This is a genomic window from Synechococcus sp. OH20 (genome assembly GCF_047502685.1).
Classification (GTDB): Bacteria; Cyanobacteriota; Cyanobacteriia; order Thermostichales; family Thermostichaceae; genus Thermostichus.
Genome location: NZ_JANSIQ010000034.1, coordinates 1 through 16,201, shown reverse-complemented (window position 1 = coordinate 16,201; position 16,201 = coordinate 1). Strand labels below are relative to the sequence as shown.

Below are 16,201 nucleotides of genomic sequence, written 5' to 3'. Positions count from 1 at the left end.
TCAAGGGGAGGAAAGATAGCCTTGAACCCAAGCCGGTGGCAAAATAAAGCAGAACCGGCCTTCCTCTGAGCCTTTGGGCGGTGAGTTTCCCCGATTCTGCTGCCATAGCCGCTCGTCGTCAGCGCCAGGTGCAAAGGGTGCTGTACGTCACCTTGGGGCTGAATGTCCTGGTGTTTTCGGTCAAGTTGATCCTGGGATTGACGACGGGATCCCTGAGCTTGGTGGCCGATGCCCTGCACAGCTCCGCCGATAGCGCCAGCAACATTCTTGCCCTGCTGGCGGCCCGCTTTTCCTCGCCAGAGCCGGATGAGGAGCACCCCTACGGCCACAGCAAGTTTGAGGCCATCGGTGCCATGGGGATCGCCGCTTTTTTGGGGATGGCCAGCTTTGAGATCCTCAGCACAGCGGTGGGACGGTTTTTCGAGCCCCAGCCGCCGCTGCAGGTCGATGGACTGACCCTAACCCTGATGGTGGGTGTGCTGGGGATCAACCTCTTCGTGGCCTTCTATGAACGTTCCTGGGGCAAGGCTTTGTCCAGCTCGCTGCTCTTGGCCGATGCCCGCCATACCCTCAGCGATGTTTGGGTAACCCTGACGGTGCTGCTGGGACTGGCCGGGATCCACTACTGGGGGATCCCCTGGCTGGATCAGGTGCTGGCGGTGCCGGTGGGGCTGCTGGTGTTCTGGAGCGGCTGGGAAGTGCTGCGGGAAAACGTTCCCTTTTTAACCGACCGGGTGGCCATCCCCCCCAAAACCTTGCGGGAGCTGGTTCTCAGCCTGCCTGGAGTTCTGGACTGCCACGACATCACCTCCCGCGGCATCCCAGGGCAGATGATCTTTATCGAAATGCACATGGTGGTGGAGCCGCTGGACGTGGAGTCGGCCCATCGCATCACCGAAGCGGTGGAGCAACTGCTGCAGGAGCGCTACGGGCCGGTGCGGGTCACCATCCACCTAGAGCCCTACTCCCACATCGAGGGATCCCAACCCTAGGAATGTTTCCGAAAGAACAAACGGTACCGCTTCGCCAACTGCCAAATCCTGCACAGGCCATTCTTTGCCCTGGTTCCTAAGAAATAGAAAAACCCCGAGGCAGCAAATGGAGCTGCGCCTGATTATCGGGTGGGCAGCGAAAACAACGGCTAAATCGCTCCAGGAATCGACCTGCCGGCTGTGGGAAGTCTGGAAAAGCGAGGTCTGGATCCCCGGCAGCTACCCCTGCCCAAAAGTGGCGCAATTGTGGGGCCAAGGCTTGGGCCTGCTCCAGGGGCAAATGCAGCGGCGCAGAGGTTAAAAACTTAACCACCACCGGTTCGCTGCGCTGACCCATCCACTCCCGCGAGAACGCCTGCAAATCGGGCCAATCGGGCAGGGATCCCACCCGGTAGCTTTGGATGTGGACGTGGATCCCGGTCTCGCGATCCAGTCGGATCTCGACAAGGCGGTAGGGATGGGGAAAACTGACCAAAGAGCCGGTGGTAATGTCGTAAACCCCCCCTCGCCGGGCGATGTGCTGAATGTGCAAATGTCCGGTGAACACCAGTTGCACCCCGTAAGCTTGCAGCAGCCGCCGCAATTGAGAGGCATTCTCCAGCATGTAGCGACGGCCCCAGGGGTGGAGGGACTGCCCGCGCAGATGCTCGACCACGTTGTGGTGCACCATCAGCAGCACCAGCTCCTCTTCGGCTGCTGCCAATTCCTTTTCCAGCCAGGTCAGTTGTTCCGAAGTTAGACACCCCACCAACTGGCCCTGAGCATCAAAGTGGTTGGAATTGAGGCCGATCAAACGGATCCCTGGCTGCAACAGGCGGCTGTAATCCAAAGACCGCCCGTCCTCATAGCCAAAAGCTTGGTAGTAGCGGGGAAACTCTGGCAATGCCTCAAGCTGGGGCACATCGTGGTTGCCGGGCACCACAAAAGCTGGGAAAGGTAAACGGGCCAGGCGCTCCGCCAACCAGGCGTGGTTTTCCGGTTCCCCATGCTGGGTCAGATCCCCCGGCAAAAGGAGAAAATCCAAAGGCAACTGCACCAGATGCTGCAAAACTTGTTCCAGAGCCGGGATGCTCACCTCCACCAAATGAAACCGGTTGGGGTGATCCCAAAGGGTGGAGGGAAGGGTGACGTGGGGATCGCTCACCACAGCAAAGCGAATCTGCACGGATTCCTCCCCTTGACAACACACCGGGGGATCAAGCACTTCTGTTATTCTGGCATCCATCACGGGATCCCTCTACTCAGCATGGGTGAGGCATATCGGCCTATACCGGGATCCCCATACCTTTGCTGGTCGTAGGGCCTACAACCCACTAGCGCGAACGGCACCCGCTAAGGCTCAGGGAGCGGGGCTAGGCGTCAACAACTGCTCCCCCTGCAACATGCGAGCGGCAGCGCTGAACAACTCTTCCTCCAAGTAGGGCTTGGTGAAGTAGGCAGTGGCTCCCAGCTCCCGGGCTGTCTGCCGGTGCCGTTCTGCCCCCCTTGAGGTAAGCATAGCTACCGGAATATGCTTGAGGTTGCTGTCTGCCCGTATGCGGGAGAGCAACTCCAGGCCGTCCATGCGCGGCATCTCGATGTCGCAGAAGATGAGATCGCAGCGCAAGCCACCGCGAAGCTTTTCCCAGGCGTCCTGTCCATCGCGGGCTTGCTCCACCCGGTAGCCCACCTTTTGGAAGGACATGGAGAGCAGCTCCCGCACCGCAATCGAGTCATCCACAATGAGCACCGTGGTTTGATGGGTTTCCTCGACACGTGGCTCCGCAGCGCGACGCTCTGCCCAGAGGCGGCTGAGATCGCGACGGCGGCCTTGGGCCATATCCACCAGTTCAAGGACATCAGCAATGGGCAGCACGCGACCATTGCCCAGCACCGTTGCCCCAGAAATGCCAGGTGGTTTGGGCACAGGCCCGCGCAATTGCTTGATCACGATTTCCTGCTCTTCCACAAAGCTGTCCACCTGCAGGGCAAGGTACTGGCCGGCACTTTGGAGGACAACAATGGGGATGATGCCCTCATCCTGGGCAACGCTGTAGACCTCGGAGCGGCTGCGGCTGTGGCTGCGGCTGTAGGACAACAGATTCGAGAGGGGTTGGAAGGGAAGGCGTTGATCCCGCCAGGGAATGGAGGGCCGCCCCTGTTCATCCGGCTGCACCTCATCGACGGGAACATCCAGCATTTCCTCCACACCGTCGAGAGGAAAGGCGATCAGGGCTTTGTCGCTGACACACACCATCGCCTTGGAAATGCTTAAGGTAAGCGGCAGGCGGATGGTAAAAGTGGTGCCTTTGCCGCGCACGGAATCCACTTGGATGCTGCCGCGCAGATCGGTGATGTTGCGGCGCACCACATCCAAGCCAACCCCCCGCCCGGCCAGGTCGTCCACCTCGCTGACCTCACGGCTGCTAAAGCCGGGGTGGAAGAGGACGTTGAATACTTCGTCTTCGGTTGCCTGCTCTGACAGCAGCCCCAGCCTTTGCGCCTTGGCCTTGATTTTCTCCACCGGGATCCCGGCGCCGTCGTCGGCGACAACGATGATCGTCTGGTTGCCCTGGTAGAAGGCTTTGACGGTGATCTTGCCCTCAGGGGGCTTGCCCAAGCGGCGCCGCTCCTCAGGGGGCTCGATCCCGTGTACCAAGGCGTTGTTTACCAGGTGGGTCATCGGGTCGGAAAGCTCTTCCAGGATGGCCTTGTCGATGAGGGTGTCGCGGCCTTCCACCACCAGGCTGACTTGCTTGCCCGTTTTGATGGAGAGATCGCGGACGGCGCGGGGCAGGCGGTCGGCAATTTGCGCGAAGGGCACCATGCGCGCTCGGTTCAGGCCTTCCTGCAGTTGGGTGGTGACCTGCCGGAATTGGCGGGTGATCTGCTCTGCCTCATCGACGGCAAACTCAATGTCCGAGGAGGACTCGCGCACCCGCACAATCAGCTCAATGATCTCCTGGGCCAGAGTGTGGAAGGCCGTAAATTGATCCATCTCCAGCTTGTCGAACTCTTGGCCGGAAGAATGCCCTCGCCTGCTGTGTCCGGCTCCCTCGCCATTGCGACCGAAGCCCACCGTTACCGTGCCGCCATAGGCTGAGCCGCTGCGGCTGGAGAACAAAGCCGACTCCAACAGGGAGCGGTCGTACTGATCCCGCATGCGCTGGCCCAGATCCCCCAGTTGTTGCACACGGCCCAGTAGGCCATCCAGAAACTGGCGCAGGCGAGTTTGGTTTTGCTCCATGCTGTTGCGAATGACCACCAACTCTCCCACCAGGTTGTTGATGGAGTCGAGGTGGCGCACCTCCACCCGCATCACAGGGTTGCTGAGAGCAGATCGCCGTGGGGTCGGTGGGGTTGGGGTAGCCGGTGCCGTGGGGGCGGCTGTTGCCGGAGCGGGAGTTGCCGGGGCAGTGGCAACAGCGGGCGGAGAAGGCGCCGGCGCTGCTGCAGAGGCCTGGGGGGCAACCTCGAGATCGCCTAGGAGGGATTCCAGTTGGGCTGCGAAATCATCGGCGACCTCGCTGCTCACGGCTGCAGGGGATCCCACAATAGGAGCGATGACCTCTTCCAGCTCAGGAGGCACCGCTGGTTCGGCGGCATCGAAAAGGGCGGCCAAATCGTCCAAACTTGGGGTAGGAGAGACTTCCGGCGCTTCTTCCTCCGAGAGCTGGGTCTCGCTGCCAAGAACAGTCGCGCTCGGGGCAGCCAAGAGCTCATCCTCTGTGAACAGGCTTTCCAGTTGGCTTGCCAGATCCTCTTCTGCCGGCTGGGAAGCTCCGCCTTGCTCTGCAGCAGCTACAAGTGGTTCTGGCTCAGGCAGAGTCACTCCCTTCAGATTGCTCCCTTGCAAAGCCTCTGCCTCGCCCAGGAAGGTGGCAAGATCTGAGGGGATCCCTTCCTGGGCGGCCTCCCTTTCTGCAAAGAACCGGCTCAGCTCATCCAAATCCACCTCGCCATCCATGGCCGAGAGGGATCCGCCGGCTTCTAAGCTCAGGGCTTCGGTTTCGGTCTCCTCGGCAAATAGAGCATTGAGGCGGTCGAAGGAAAACTCTGGCGAGGGGGCAGTGCCCGCCAAATCGGTAGGCTGTGTTTCCCCAGAGAGCTCTTCTTCCTGGGCCGGGAACACCTCCTCCAACCAAGCCCCCTCCTGGGCGTCTGCCGGAGTCTCGCCGGCGAAGAGATCGCCTAGGCCCAGCTCGGCCTCGAAGTCTGGGGTTGCCGCTGCCATTGGCTCGCCAGCAGCAGCAAATTCCTCCAACGTCGGCAAGGATTCCTCGGCAAAGAGGTCTTCCAGTCGCTCAACCGCAGCCGGGCCAGAATCCGCAACATCAAAAGAGGGCTCAAAAGCAACATCAAAAAATCCAGAAGGTTCGCTTTCTTCCGGCATCGACCAGGCTTGATCGGCTGCAGGGGTGGAGAAAAGGCTCTCCCAGCTATCTTCGGCAGCCTCATCCGCAGCAGAGTCGGCCAACTCTGGGGATCCCATCTCCCCAGAATCCCAGTCTGCCGGGGTGGAAAAATCCTCCAGCCGAATATCGGCGGGGAATTCAGCCCAGAGATCCCCATCCCCGATGGCCTGCTGAAGGGGTGGGGACGGCTCAGCCGCCCAAAGATCCGCCACCGAATCCCCATCGGAAATGGCCCCAACGTCAGGGAGCTCGGGCATTTCCTGCAGGGGAACATTCTCTACGGAGAGTTCCTCGAGCTCAAACAACGCCTCCACTCCGGCACTTGCGGCTTCCTCTGGGGCAAAGTCAAACACCTCCTCTGCGATTTCTGCAGCAGCTTGGGCCGGCACTTCCTGTTGTGCAACCGTCCAGACGGCCTGGCTCGCTTCCTCAGCCCCTGTCAGCTCGGCAGGCTCTGCTGCCGCTTCACCCACCACTTCGGCAAACAGATCCGCCAGATCGGCCTCGACTCCCTCCTCCTCCAAGCTTGGGCTCGGTTCCGCAAAGGTCTGCAAGAAAGGCTCAGGAGAAGGGGGGATCAGCTCCGGCGGGAACTCCTCGATATCGGATAGCGCTTCTGCGTTGGCAAACAGCTCGTCAAAGGCCGAAGCGGCTTCTTCCTCCAGATCCAAGGGGGTGGCATGGAAGTCTTCCGCAACAGAGGCCAAGTTGGATCCCAGCCCATCCTCTTCTGGGTTTTCTGCCGGCGCGGCGGCTGCTTCCCGGTCTTCCTCCCAGGCCGCTGCGGCCTCCGGCCAACTCAGATCTAGGCTCTCCTCTTGTGCAGGAGCGAGCAGGTTCTCTGAATCCAAAGCCGTGTCCATTTCCCAGAGGGATGCCGGCTGTTCCACCACTTGATCCCAGCTCGCTTCTGCGCTCTCCTGCTCCTGCAAGGATGTCTCGGCTTCTGGCATGGGCTCAGCTTCCCAGCTCCGATGGGGGGCAGCACTTGCTTCGGCAGGGATCCAAGCAGCCGCAGACCAATCCTCTGGGGCATCTTCAGGTTGGGTAAACAGCGGCTCTGCCTCAGACTCCCCAGCAAGGCCAAGCTCGAAGAGCTTCGAGACCTCTGGCTCTTCGGAGGCTGCCGGCACAGGGCGGAAGGCCAGCAACTCTGCCGAGGGCTGGATGGTGTTTGCCGCTCCGCTGGCCAGAGCTTGGTGAGCTTGCTTCAGATCTCGCAGCACCGGCAGGGCCAGTTGTCGCAAGTTCTGGCCGGGATCCGCCAAAATCTCGACGATCAAGCGGGCTAAGTCTGTCCAGCCTCCCAGATCCAGAGCTGAGGACTGTCCCAAATCCTGCAAAGATTGCGCCAAAGCTTGCAGGGCCGGTCGGGTAGCTGGGTCGTCGGGACGTTTGAACAACTCCAGCATCTGGCGCAACAGAGCTGGGATCTGCTGATGCACCAGCACCTCCCAAGGATCCGGTGCGGCAGGGGGGGCGGCAGGGCGAGCCAGTTGTTGCAGTTCTGGAGAAGGGGCAACTTGTTCCGGCTGGCCGGCCAAAATGAGCTGCTGTCCCTGCTTCAAATCCCGCAGGGCGACCAAAGCCAACGTTCGCAGATCGGCGTCGGGGTTGCCCAGGGCTTGCCCGAAAGTTTCTGTCAACTGCTGCCAGCCCGCCAGGTGATGAACTTGTCCGATCTCTTTGAGGACGGCGTTGGCCGCCACTAGCTGATCGCGAACGCCTGGCTGCTCCCCTCGCTTGAACAGCTCCAGCATCTGGCGCAACTGCTGCGGCACCACCTCTGCCATGTCCTGCTGCAGGGTACGGGCTGCCGGTGGCGAGACGGGAGCTGAGACAGGGCCCTCGCCCAGAAGATTTTGAATGTGCCTTTCGGTCTCTTGAAAAACCGGCTCCAATTCCGCCAGCGTGGTGTTGCCAACTTCTTCGGTGAGGCCGCGGGGGCTCTGTAGCTCCTCCAACAACATCGCAAGCCCATCAAAGGCCTGCAAGAGCAAAGTTTCCAGGTGCTGATCGACAGGCACTCCGCCGGGACGAGAGCGAAAGATGTTGAAAAAATCCTCCATGCGGTGGGCCGTCCGTTGGATGCTGGTGAGGCCCAGCATGGCGGCTCCCCCCTTGATGGAGTGAGCAGCCCGGAACAGCTCGTTGATCAGCTCAGGATCGCTCATGCTGTCGCGCAGGCTGAGGAGCCCTTGCTCGATCGTTGCCAAGTGGTCGCGGGCTTCTTCAATGAAATAACTGAGGATCCGCTTCTGTGCTTCTTCGTTCATGGCAGGAGGCCCTTCCTACAGCCCACAAGTATGCATCAGTGATAACAGACCGACCAGGCTGAGCAAAGCGTTTGGCCAATGTTGCAAAGGGGGATCCCAGTGCCGTGGAGGAGCGGGGACTTCTCGTCCCTGGGATCCTTAGTCCCTAGAATGCCCTCAAAAAAGCAGATTTGCTCATTCATCCCCCACCCGGAAGCGACCGACGGAAGCCTGCAGCTCACGGGCAATGCTCACCAACTGTTGCAGCGAAGTCGCCACCTTCTGCGCCTCCTTGGAAGTCTCGTTGGCGGTCAACTCCACCGATTGCATCAACTGCGCCACCGAGCGAGAGGTTTCCGTCTGTTGCACAGTGGCCTGAGAAATCGCCCGCACCAATCCGTCGATCTGGTGGCTGATCTCGATGATCTCGTCCAGGCTGTTCTTAGCCTGCTCGGCCCGCCGTGTCCCCTCGATCACCAGTTGGGTGCCCTCTTCCATGGCCGTCATCACGTTGCCGGTTTCCGATTGGATCTGCAACACAATCTGCTCGATTTCCTTCGAGGCCTTGGCGGCTCGGTCGGCCAGTTGTCGCACCTCATCGGCCACGATGGCAAAGCCCCGTCCCGATTCCCCGGCTCGGGCGGCCTCAATACTGGCGTTCAAGGCGAGCAGGTTGGTGCGCGAGGCAATTTGTGAAATCAAGGCCACGATCTTGGAGATTTCCTGCGAGGACTCCGCCAAGCGCTTCACCTTGCGGGTGGTTTCCGCCACCGTTTCCCGGATCTCCAGGATGCCGCTGACCGTCCGATCCACCGCTTCTCCACCGCGAGAGGCTGCTTCTGTGGCTTGGGCGGTCACGTTGGCCGCCTCGCGGGCGTTGCTGGCCACCTCTTGAATGGACTCCGTCATCTCCTGAATGGAGTTGAGGGAGTTGGAAATCTCCTCCGCCTGGCGCAAGGCATCGGCGGAGAGGCTGCGGGCAAAGTCCTCATTCTGCAAGGCGGCATCGTTCACGGCGGCGGCGGCCCGCTTCACCTGGCTGACAATGTCTCGCAGACTGCGAATGGTCAGGTTGAAGGAGTCGGCCACCGCCCCCAGCACATCGGCAGTCACCTCTGCCCGCACGGTTAGATCCCCACGGGCAGCCCCTTCCACGTCGTCCAACAGGCGAATCACCTGGCGCTGGAGGTCTTCCTTAGCTTGCCCCTGCTCGGCAGCCCGCTGGTTCAGTTCTGTGAAGGTGGCCTCAATGGCAGCCGCCATCTGGTTGAAGCTGTCGGCCAAGCGCCCCAGCTCATCAGGGGCATTGACTGTGGCTCGCACTGAGTAATTCCCCTGGGCCAAGGCGGCAAAGTGGCCGGCCAGCTCTTGGGCGGCGGAGCGAAGGTGTTTGGCACTACTGGCCCCAAGTACAACCCCGGCTACCGTGCCGACCACCCCACCTCCGATGACGCCGGCCATCAAGCGAGCTCCCCCATTGGCCGGGATCCCCAGGCCAATCGCCAGACCGGCAGCCAAACTCACCGCTCCTTGGATCAGCGCCGTGGCCAATTGCCGATCGGCAAGCGGGCGGTTGGCGAGCCCGGCAGATGTTCTTGTCCCTGCTTCGCCTGCACCAGGAAGGGGAATCGAGGCAGTGGGCAGGCCTTGAGGCTGCAAAACTTGGGCTGCTCCGCTAGCCATCTCTGCCGCCATCCCCTCGGTCGCCCCCTCATCTGGGTAGAAGACCGGCTCGCCGCCCTCCATGCCGGCCAGTTCGCGATCCAGGCTGTCCAGCTCGTCAAGATCGAAAAGGGCAGAGCCGGGACTGGCTGTGTCTTCATCGGGGGCAGGGATCGGCTCGCTCATGGGCGCGGCCAATTCCGTCGGCAGGCCCTCATCCAGGGATCCCCCTCCCTCCTCCTCAAAGCCGGGTAGGGACAAGCCCATCTCTTCGGGAAAATCTGCATCGCCGGCCAACTGCGTAATGGAGTCGGAGTCGCCTTCCAGGGCTTGCAAGTGCTCTCGGTCGAACTCGTTCAGGAAGGCAAAGTCATCCTCGACCACCGGATCGGTGTGAGGCCTGCTCTCTTGCGCACTTACCCGCCCCGAAATGGCCGGCGGCGTCACCCGCGGATGGGTTGGCAGCTGGTAAGATGGGAACAACGGCTCGGCCTCCGGCATCTGCAGCCCGGTCTCAAAGGGATCCTCGAATCCGCCTTCCTCAGCCAAAACATCCCCAGCGGCGGCAAAGGGGTCGCCTGCCATTGAGAAGGGATCCACTTCCTCTTCCCTGCTCTCCTCAAACTGCAGGAAGGGATCGGCGGCGGGGGACTCATCCGCCAACCCCTCTTGCGAGCGAAGCTCGTCCACTGCTTCTGAGGAGTCGGGCATTTCCGCCAGCTCCGGTGCCATTTGCAGCAGCTCCTCCAGCCCCTTGCGGGCCGACTCCAGCTCGTCGGGATCACTGGCCGTCTGTAGGATGGTGCTGTAGGTGTGGCGAGCTTCCAGCAACAGCCCGGCTTGCCTTTGGGCCGAAGCCAGCAGCAACTTGACGGCGGTATCCTGTGGCTGAGCAGCGGCCACTTGGTTCAACAACCGTACTGCCTGAACGTAGTCTCCCTGCCAAAAGGCGACCATTGCCTCGGTGAAGTCTCTCTGAGTGTTCGCGCTCGAAACCATGGATCCTCCCTTCCCTGCTTGGTTAGCTCTGTTCACGCTTCAACGCAGATGCCAACGGAACGCCCCCCAACACCAACACCTTCATCTCAGATACTATGTATGTAGGCTATTTCTCCCTCTGCCCATAGCGAGTACAAGAACACGTTTTTGCCGCCATCTCTCGATATAGCTGTCAAGGCAACCCCACCTTCACCAGGCTTGGCGCGCACTTTGGACAAGACCGGCTTTCCCCATTGTGAAGGAAGCCAGCCTGGATCTTTGATAGGAACTATACACTCTCTTTTTGCCAAGTTCACAGAGGACTGCCTGTTAACTCCAACGATTGGATCTGAGGATGGCCGACTGATCCAGCAATGGCAGGCGGGATCCCGTCTCAGGCACCACCCATTCCCCTCGCAAGAAGGGAGCCATCGACTCAGGAGCCACGAGAACAGGCTGCACCGATTCCGTCTTCAGCCACTCCATGCCCACAATTGAATCCACGGCCAGGCCCATCAGCAAATCCTGTTGATCCATCACGGCCACCACAGGGAGCTCGGCGCAGTCGAGGTTGAGGGGCGGGCTGATCCCCAAAAATTGCCCCAGATCCGCAACCCAAATGATTTCGCCCCGCAAGTTCAGAGTGCCCAGCAGAACTGGCGCGACATTCGGCATGGGGGTAATTTTCTCGGGGCCGATGCTTATCACCTCCACAACCGCTACCGCCGGCAGCGCAAATTCTTCTCCGGTGGCGACCTTGAATTTCAGGAATAGCTCACCTTCGGGAGCCTCCATTTCCTGCAATTCTTGGGTCTCATCCCCCATCAACAGATCCAGATCCCCCAGCATGATGCTCCCCCGTATCGATGGTCTTGTGGAGGAGTGGCCGCCCCTCCCTTGCCCAGGGCCTAGAGCCCTTCTGGGCTCTGCCAGCAGGCATAGAAGCGGGATGGGCGGTTCCTAGCCTCTCAGTAATTGCTTAATCGTACCCACCAGTTCCTGCGGCTGGAAAGGCTTGGCAATGTAGGCATCTGCTCCCTGGCGGATCCCCCAGTAGCGGTCGAATTCTTCGCCCTTGGAGGAACACATGACGATCGGGGTTTTTTGGGTGAGCGGATCGGCCTTGAGGAGACGGCACACCTCGTAGCCATTCATCCGCGGCATAACGATGTCGAGCACAATCAGATCGGGCTTGCTTTGCTTCACCGCCTCTACGGCTTCCACCCCATCTCCCACCGTCATCACCTCAAAGCCATTCTCCTGCAGCAACTTGCCGATCATCTCTCGCTGCGATTGACTGTCTTCCACCACCAAAACGCGACTCATTTTTGGCCGGTCTCCTTGATCTCCCGCAACTGCTGTTTGATGGTAGCCAATAGCTCTTGAGGCTTGAAGGGCTTGGTTACATAGGCATCCGCTCGATTGCGCTTGGCCCACTCGATATCAAAGGCTTGATCTTTGGTGGAACACACGACGATACGGATGTGCTTGGTGCTTTCATCTCCCTTCACTTCCCGGCACACTTCGTAGCCATTCATGCGAGGCATGACGATGTCCAGCACCACCACGTCAGGCTTCTGCTGACGAATGATGTCCATCGCCTCCACACCGTCCATGGCTGTGGAGACTTCCAACCCGCTCTCGGAGAGCAAACTGGAAATGGTCTCCAGATAGGTACGGTTGTCATCCACCACCAGCACTTTGCTCATGGTCATCTCGCTCCTGTTGTGTTTCGCGGGTCTGGTTGACCCTAGGGGCCACCTCAACCGAGATTTTGTCTTTCGACGCTTTTGGCCACACCTGGCCTTGTGGCCGTGGCTAATCCTATTTTTCGGCGTGGTTACTCCTCTGTCCAGTATTCCGCCTGCTCAGCCTTGTTCTCGATTTGGATTGATTGGGACTTGGCTACCCCGTGCCTATTCGCCGCCGCCCCGCTTGGGAGGTGGGCCCACATAAGATTCGACGACGGTCAACAACTCCTTCTCGGAGAAGGGCTTGCTGAGAAACTCGTTGGCCCCGGCCATGCGCGCCTTGATCCGGTCGGTGAAGCCGTCCTTGCCGGTGAGCATGATCATGGGGGTTTCGCGGAACTGGCTGGATTTGCGCAACATGGCGCACAGCTCATACCCATCCAATTTGGGCATGGCCACATCGCAGAGGATCATGTCGGGGTTGAGGAGAAACACCTGTCCCAGGGCTTTGAGGGGGTTGCCGATGGTGGTGACCTGGTAGCCTTCGTTTTGCAGGATGAACTCCACGGTTTTTTGGATGGCCATGGAGTCGTCGATACAAAGGATGTGGCTGGGCTTGTCGCCGGCTTTGAGGGGACGGCTGTGCTGGGGCTCGGCAATCAGGACGGGCTCGGAGAGGTGAATCGCCCCTTGGCGAACATAGGGATAGATGGCCTTGGCCACTGCCAGGGTATCTCGGCCCAGGTAGCGACCCATCTGGCGAATGCTGGTTTTGCCGTCGGACCACTCGCTCAGGGCTTTGAAGACGGGGGCGGGCAGGGTTTGCTGGAGGGGGAGGGGGTTGACGATGGTGGGGGCTTGGTTGGGAGCCTGGATATAGGGATGTAGCTTTTTCCACTCCTGCACCTGGGTGACCATCTCGGTGAGCAGGGGGGTGACGGGGAAGGTGGTCAACTGCGGGGCCAAGGGGGGTCCGGCTTCGAAAATGAAGGAGCCCTGGTGGAGGCTGAGCAGGTCGAAGAGGACTTCCCGCACCATGCCCAGCAGGATCTGCTTGCCTTGGCTGGGGTTGAGCTTGTGGTTTTCCAGCAAAGACCAGAGGCGGTTGTACTCGGGGGCATTGACCGCTGCTTTGTGGGGGATCTCAACTTCGTCTAGGGCGGCTTCCAGCTTGAGGCGGCGCAGGTAGTCTTTGAGGCGGGTGATGTTGCCTTCGCTTTCGGAGGCGTAGATGATTCGCCCATTTAGGAAAAAGACGAACCAGTAGGCGGAGCGGCTGGCCTCTACGAAAAGTTCACCGGTGCGCTGGCCCAACTCGATCAGTTGAAGGATGCTGCGGATATCGATCTCTTGTAATCTTCCCTGCATGGGATCCCTGCCTGGAGTCAGCAAGATATGACCATTATGACGCTAGTCTCTAGTGGCTGCCGCCCTGCTTGTAGGACTATTTTGGAAACGGAGTTAAAGTTTTAAAAAGTTGGGGTTAAGCTTAGAGCCGAGTGCCTGCATTCCGAGTATCCTCTAGAGCCTGGTTCCTGCAAGACGTATGCTGCCGCAATTCACTGCCTGGGTGCTGGGTCCGCTATTGGCGATCTACACCGTCCTGTTTGTGCTGCGCATTTTCCTGTCTTGGTATCCGCAACTGGATACTTCCCGGCTGCCCTACTCCCTGGTGGTCGGCCTGACGGAGTTTCTGTTGCGCCCGACGCGCCGCCTGATCCCGCCGCTGGGGGGGGTGGACATGGCGCCTGTGGTGTGGGTGGGCCTGGTAACCCTGTTGCGGGAGCTGTTGCTGGGGCAGCAGGGGCTGCTGACGATGGCTCTGCACTAGGGCGTTTCCCTGGATCTGCTCAGCGACTTTGCAAGAGAGGGATCCGCTCGTCGGCCCCTTCCCGGATCTCCTCCTGTCTCTGTTGCAGTTGCCGGATCAGCTCCGGCACCACCTGGTAGAGATCCCCGACGATGCCGTAGTGGGCAAATTTGAAGATGGGGGCAGCACTGTCTTTGTTGATGGCGATGATGGTCTGGGACTTGTCCATGCCGACGCGGTGTTGGATGGCGCCGGAAATGCCGCAGGCGATGTAGAGCTGGGGGCGAACGGTTTTGCCGGTTTGCCCCACCTGGTGGGCATAGGGGATCCAGCCGGCATCCACAGCCTTGCGGGAAGAACCGACGGCGCTGTTGGGGAAACAGGCGGCCAGCGCTCTCATCAGCTCGAAGCCTTCTGGGGATCCCAGCCCGTAGCCGCCGGAAACGATCACTTTGGCCCGCGTCAGATCTACGGCCTGGGAGAGGTTGCGCACCGTTTCCACAATGTGCAGCTTGAGATCCTCCGGCTCCAAGTTGACCGGCACCGGGATCACTTCCCCTTGGCGGGAGCCGTCCCACGGCAAGGGCAGCATCACGCCGGGGCGCACGGTGGCCATTTGCGGGTTTTTCCAGGGGCCGAGGATGCGGGCCTTGAGGGACTCGCCAAAGCTGGGCCGAATGGCGTACAGGCATTCGGGGAAGAGGCCGGACTTGCTGGGATCCCGGCTGTTGCTATACTCGAAGGGGCCGATGTCGAGCTCGGTGCAGTCGGCGGTCAGGCCGGTTTCCAGGTGGGCGGCCAGACGGGGGGCTAGGTCCCGACCGGTGGTGGTGGATCCCAGCAGGATGGTGTGGGGTGGCTGGGGCCAGCTTTTGAGCAAGTCCAGGATAACGCGGCGGTAGGGCAGGGTGCGGTATTCGGCCAACTCGGGGTGGTCGGCGATGAAGACCTGATCCGCCCCGTGGCCGATCAGGATCGGGGGCAGGTGAGCGATGTTGTGGCCGAGGACGAGGGCACTCAGGGTAGCTTCCAGCTTGTCGGCCAGCCGTCGCCCCGCTCCCAACAGCTCCAGGCCGATGGGCTGCAACTCACCCTTGACCTGCTCGGCGAAGACCACTATCCGCTTATGATCCATAGAACCGTGACTCCTGAATTGAGATTGGGTCGAGGGCAATCTCATCTGTTGCGACGAGGTGAAGCAAAGTTTCTCCGGGTCAACTTTGTCAGCTTTTCACCGCCTAAAACCGAAAGCTTTCGCCAGCCACTCTGGGGCCGATAGGAGAGGGGACTTGGCCAACAGGACTAGGAAGTTGCAGCGCAGCGGAAGAGGTCAACGGCCTGCGTCAGTTGGCTGATCAGTTGAGGAACGGGCTGCCCTTGAAAGACCTGACAGTTGCCGCCGATTTCCCCTACTTTTTCGGTGGCGGCCACGATGGTCGGGGATCCCTGGAGGCCGCAGCGCTTTGGATCGGCCCCCACATCGTCCAGGTTGAGAATCTGGATGGCCTCGGCCCGTGCCGCCTCATCCCGCATCAACCGCTGCACCCGCTGCACGCCGCGTAGGGTGGGATAGGCCAGGCGCCGCGCCGAATTGGCCACCGTAATTAAAACCGGCAGCGGCACCGTCACCGTCTGGGATCCCCCTTCGATGGCCCGCCGCGCCACCAGGATCCCATCGCGGATCTCAAAGGCCTCGCAATAGGTAACCTGAGGGATCCCCAGCCGCTCGGCCAACTGGGGCCCCACCTGGGCCGTGTCGCCGTCGGTGGTCTGCAGCCCGCAGAAGATGACATCGGGCCGGCCCGCATAGCGAACCGTGTGGGCCAGGGTGTAGGCAGTGGCCAAGGTATCCGAAGCGGCCAGGCGGCGGTCGGTCATCAAAATGCCCCGATCCACGCCGTGGGCAATGGCCTCGTAGAGCACCTCGATGGCCGGCGGTGGCCCCATCGTGATCGCTGTCACCCTCGCCCCATGTTGCCGTTTGGTTTGCAGGGCCGCTTCCAGCGCATAGCGATCGAAGGGGTTCAGCATCCGCTTGGCCTTGGCCCGGTCGATCGTGCCGTCACTGTTGATGCCGGCTTTGGCATTTTGATCGGGAACTTGCTTAATTAGGACAAAAGTTTCCAAGGATATCAGCTCCCTAGCGATCCCCTCCAGACTAAGAGGGATCCCTAGGCAGCAGAAACTTATTCAGCTTTTTTTCGGGATCGGAAACGGTGAGCACTCTGATGAGCACTCTTCAGTCGCCTTTCTCAGCACATCAGTTGCTCAAGTATGAACTACCCCACCGCGCAGGCGGGTGGGGTTTCCCCATCCGCTTTACGGCGAGATTTTTGTCTCTTCCTCTGCCCCAGTTGCTCCGTGGATCCCGTGTACCGGGTCTGTGAAGTAGAGCTGAAGCATCCAAGACTCACGAGGC

General features: G+C 60.5%; 11 protein-coding genes. 2 read left to right on the top strand and 9 right to left on the bottom strand.

Annotated features, from left to right (window positions below):
• Positions 1–80 precede the first annotated feature (80 nt).
• Positions 81–992, top strand: a complete 912-nt coding sequence (locus tag NW826_RS07770) for a cation diffusion facilitator family transporter (protein ID WP_414509827.1) — start codon at positions 81–83, stop codon at positions 990–992.
• A 76-nt stretch (positions 993–1,068) separates the two neighbouring features.
• Here the strand turns inward: NW826_RS07770 and NW826_RS07765 are convergent, their stop codons facing one another.
• From NW826_RS07765 to NW826_RS07735, 7 genes are all read right to left on the bottom strand, one after another.
• Complete coding sequence (locus NW826_RS07765; RefSeq protein WP_414509826.1) at positions 1,069–2,217, bottom strand: metallophosphoesterase family protein; 1,149 nt, start codon at positions 2,215–2,217, stop codon at positions 1,069–1,071.
• Between the two features lie 114 nt (positions 2,218–2,331).
• Complete coding sequence (locus NW826_RS07760) at positions 2,332–7,662, bottom strand: response regulator (RefSeq protein WP_414509825.1); 5,331 nt, start codon at positions 7,660–7,662, stop codon at positions 2,332–2,334.
• A gap of 174 nt (positions 7,663–7,836) precedes the next feature.
• Positions 7,837–10,302 carry a methyl-accepting chemotaxis protein gene (locus NW826_RS07755; protein WP_414509824.1) on the bottom strand — a complete coding sequence of 822 codons (2,466 nt, stop codon included), beginning with the start codon at positions 10,300–10,302 and terminating at the stop codon, positions 7,837–7,839.
• Between the two features lie 309 nt (positions 10,303–10,611).
• The gene (locus tag NW826_RS07750) at positions 10,612–11,130 is read right to left on the bottom strand and encodes a CheW domain-containing protein (RefSeq protein ID WP_414509823.1); all 519 of its coding nucleotides are present in this window, start codon (positions 11,128–11,130) and stop codon (positions 10,612–10,614) included.
• A gap of 111 nt (positions 11,131–11,241) precedes the next feature.
• Complete coding sequence (locus tag NW826_RS07745) at positions 11,242–11,607, bottom strand: response regulator transcription factor (RefSeq protein ID WP_414334529.1); 366 nt, start codon at positions 11,605–11,607, stop codon at positions 11,242–11,244.
• Positions 11,604–11,990: a response regulator gene (locus tag NW826_RS07740; RefSeq protein WP_414334547.1), complete on the bottom strand. Its 387-nt coding sequence runs from the start codon at positions 11,988–11,990 to the stop codon at positions 11,604–11,606. Before NW826_RS07740 ends, NW826_RS07745 begins: the two co-directional genes overlap by 4 nt.
• 207 nt (positions 11,991–12,197) lie before the next feature.
• The gene (locus NW826_RS07735) at positions 12,198–13,340 is read right to left on the bottom strand and encodes a response regulator (protein ID WP_414509822.1); all 1,143 of its coding nucleotides are present in this window, start codon (positions 13,338–13,340) and stop codon (positions 12,198–12,200) included.
• Positions 13,341–13,518: 178 nt separating this feature from the next.
• On the opposite strand from NW826_RS07735, the gene NW826_RS07730 reads away from it, so the two are divergent.
• Complete coding sequence (locus NW826_RS07730) at positions 13,519–13,803, top strand: YggT family protein (RefSeq protein ID WP_414334526.1); 285 nt, start codon at positions 13,519–13,521, stop codon at positions 13,801–13,803.
• Positions 13,804–13,822: 19 nt separating this feature from the next.
• Here the strand turns inward: NW826_RS07730 and NW826_RS07725 are convergent, their stop codons facing one another.
• Together NW826_RS07725 and NW826_RS07720 are read right to left on the bottom strand one after the other, a co-directional pair.
• Positions 13,823–14,917 carry an electron transfer flavoprotein subunit alpha/FixB family protein gene (locus NW826_RS07725; protein ID WP_414334524.1) on the bottom strand — a complete coding sequence of 365 codons (1,095 nt, stop codon included), beginning with the start codon at positions 14,915–14,917 and terminating at the stop codon, positions 13,823–13,825.
• Positions 14,918–15,084: 167 nt separating this feature from the next.
• Positions 15,085–15,909, bottom strand: coding sequence for an electron transfer flavoprotein subunit beta/FixA family protein (locus NW826_RS07720; RefSeq protein ID WP_414334522.1), 825 nt, complete (start codon positions 15,907–15,909; stop codon positions 15,085–15,087).
• Between the last annotated feature and the right edge of the window lie 292 nt (positions 15,910–16,201).

What these genes read in the sequence shown, in the direction of transcription:
- NW826_RS07765 (WP_414509826.1), bottom strand. Translation starts at nt 2,217, where the DNA reads ATGGATGCCAGAATAACAGAAGTGCTTGATCCCCCGGTGTGTTGTCAA.
- NW826_RS07760 (WP_414509825.1), bottom strand. Translation starts at nt 7,662, where the DNA reads ATGAACGAAGAAGCACAGAAGCGGATCCTCAGTTATTTCATTGAAGAA.
- NW826_RS07755 (WP_414509824.1), bottom strand. Translation starts at nt 10,302, where the DNA reads ATGGTTTCGAGCGCGAACACTCAGAGAGACTTCACCGAGGCAATGGTC.
- NW826_RS07750 (WP_414509823.1), bottom strand. Translation starts at nt 11,130, where the DNA reads ATGCTGGGGGATCTGGATCTGTTGATGGGGGATGAGACCCAAGAATTG.
- NW826_RS07745 (WP_414334529.1), bottom strand. Translation starts at nt 11,607, where the DNA reads ATGAGTCGCGTTTTGGTGGTGGAAGACAGTCAATCGCAGCGAGAGATG.
- NW826_RS07740 (WP_414334547.1), bottom strand. Translation starts at nt 11,990, where the DNA reads ATGAGCAAAGTGCTGGTGGTGGATGACAACCGTACCTATCTGGAGACC.
- NW826_RS07735 (WP_414509822.1), bottom strand. Translation starts at nt 13,340, where the DNA reads ATGCAGGGAAGATTACAAGAGATCGATATCCGCAGCATCCTTCAACTG.
- NW826_RS07730 (WP_414334526.1), top strand. Translation starts at nt 13,519, where the DNA reads ATGCTGCCGCAATTCACTGCCTGGGTGCTGGGTCCGCTATTGGCGATC.
- NW826_RS07725 (WP_414334524.1), bottom strand. Translation starts at nt 14,917, where the DNA reads ATGGATCATAAGCGGATAGTGGTCTTCGCCGAGCAGGTCAAGGGTGAG.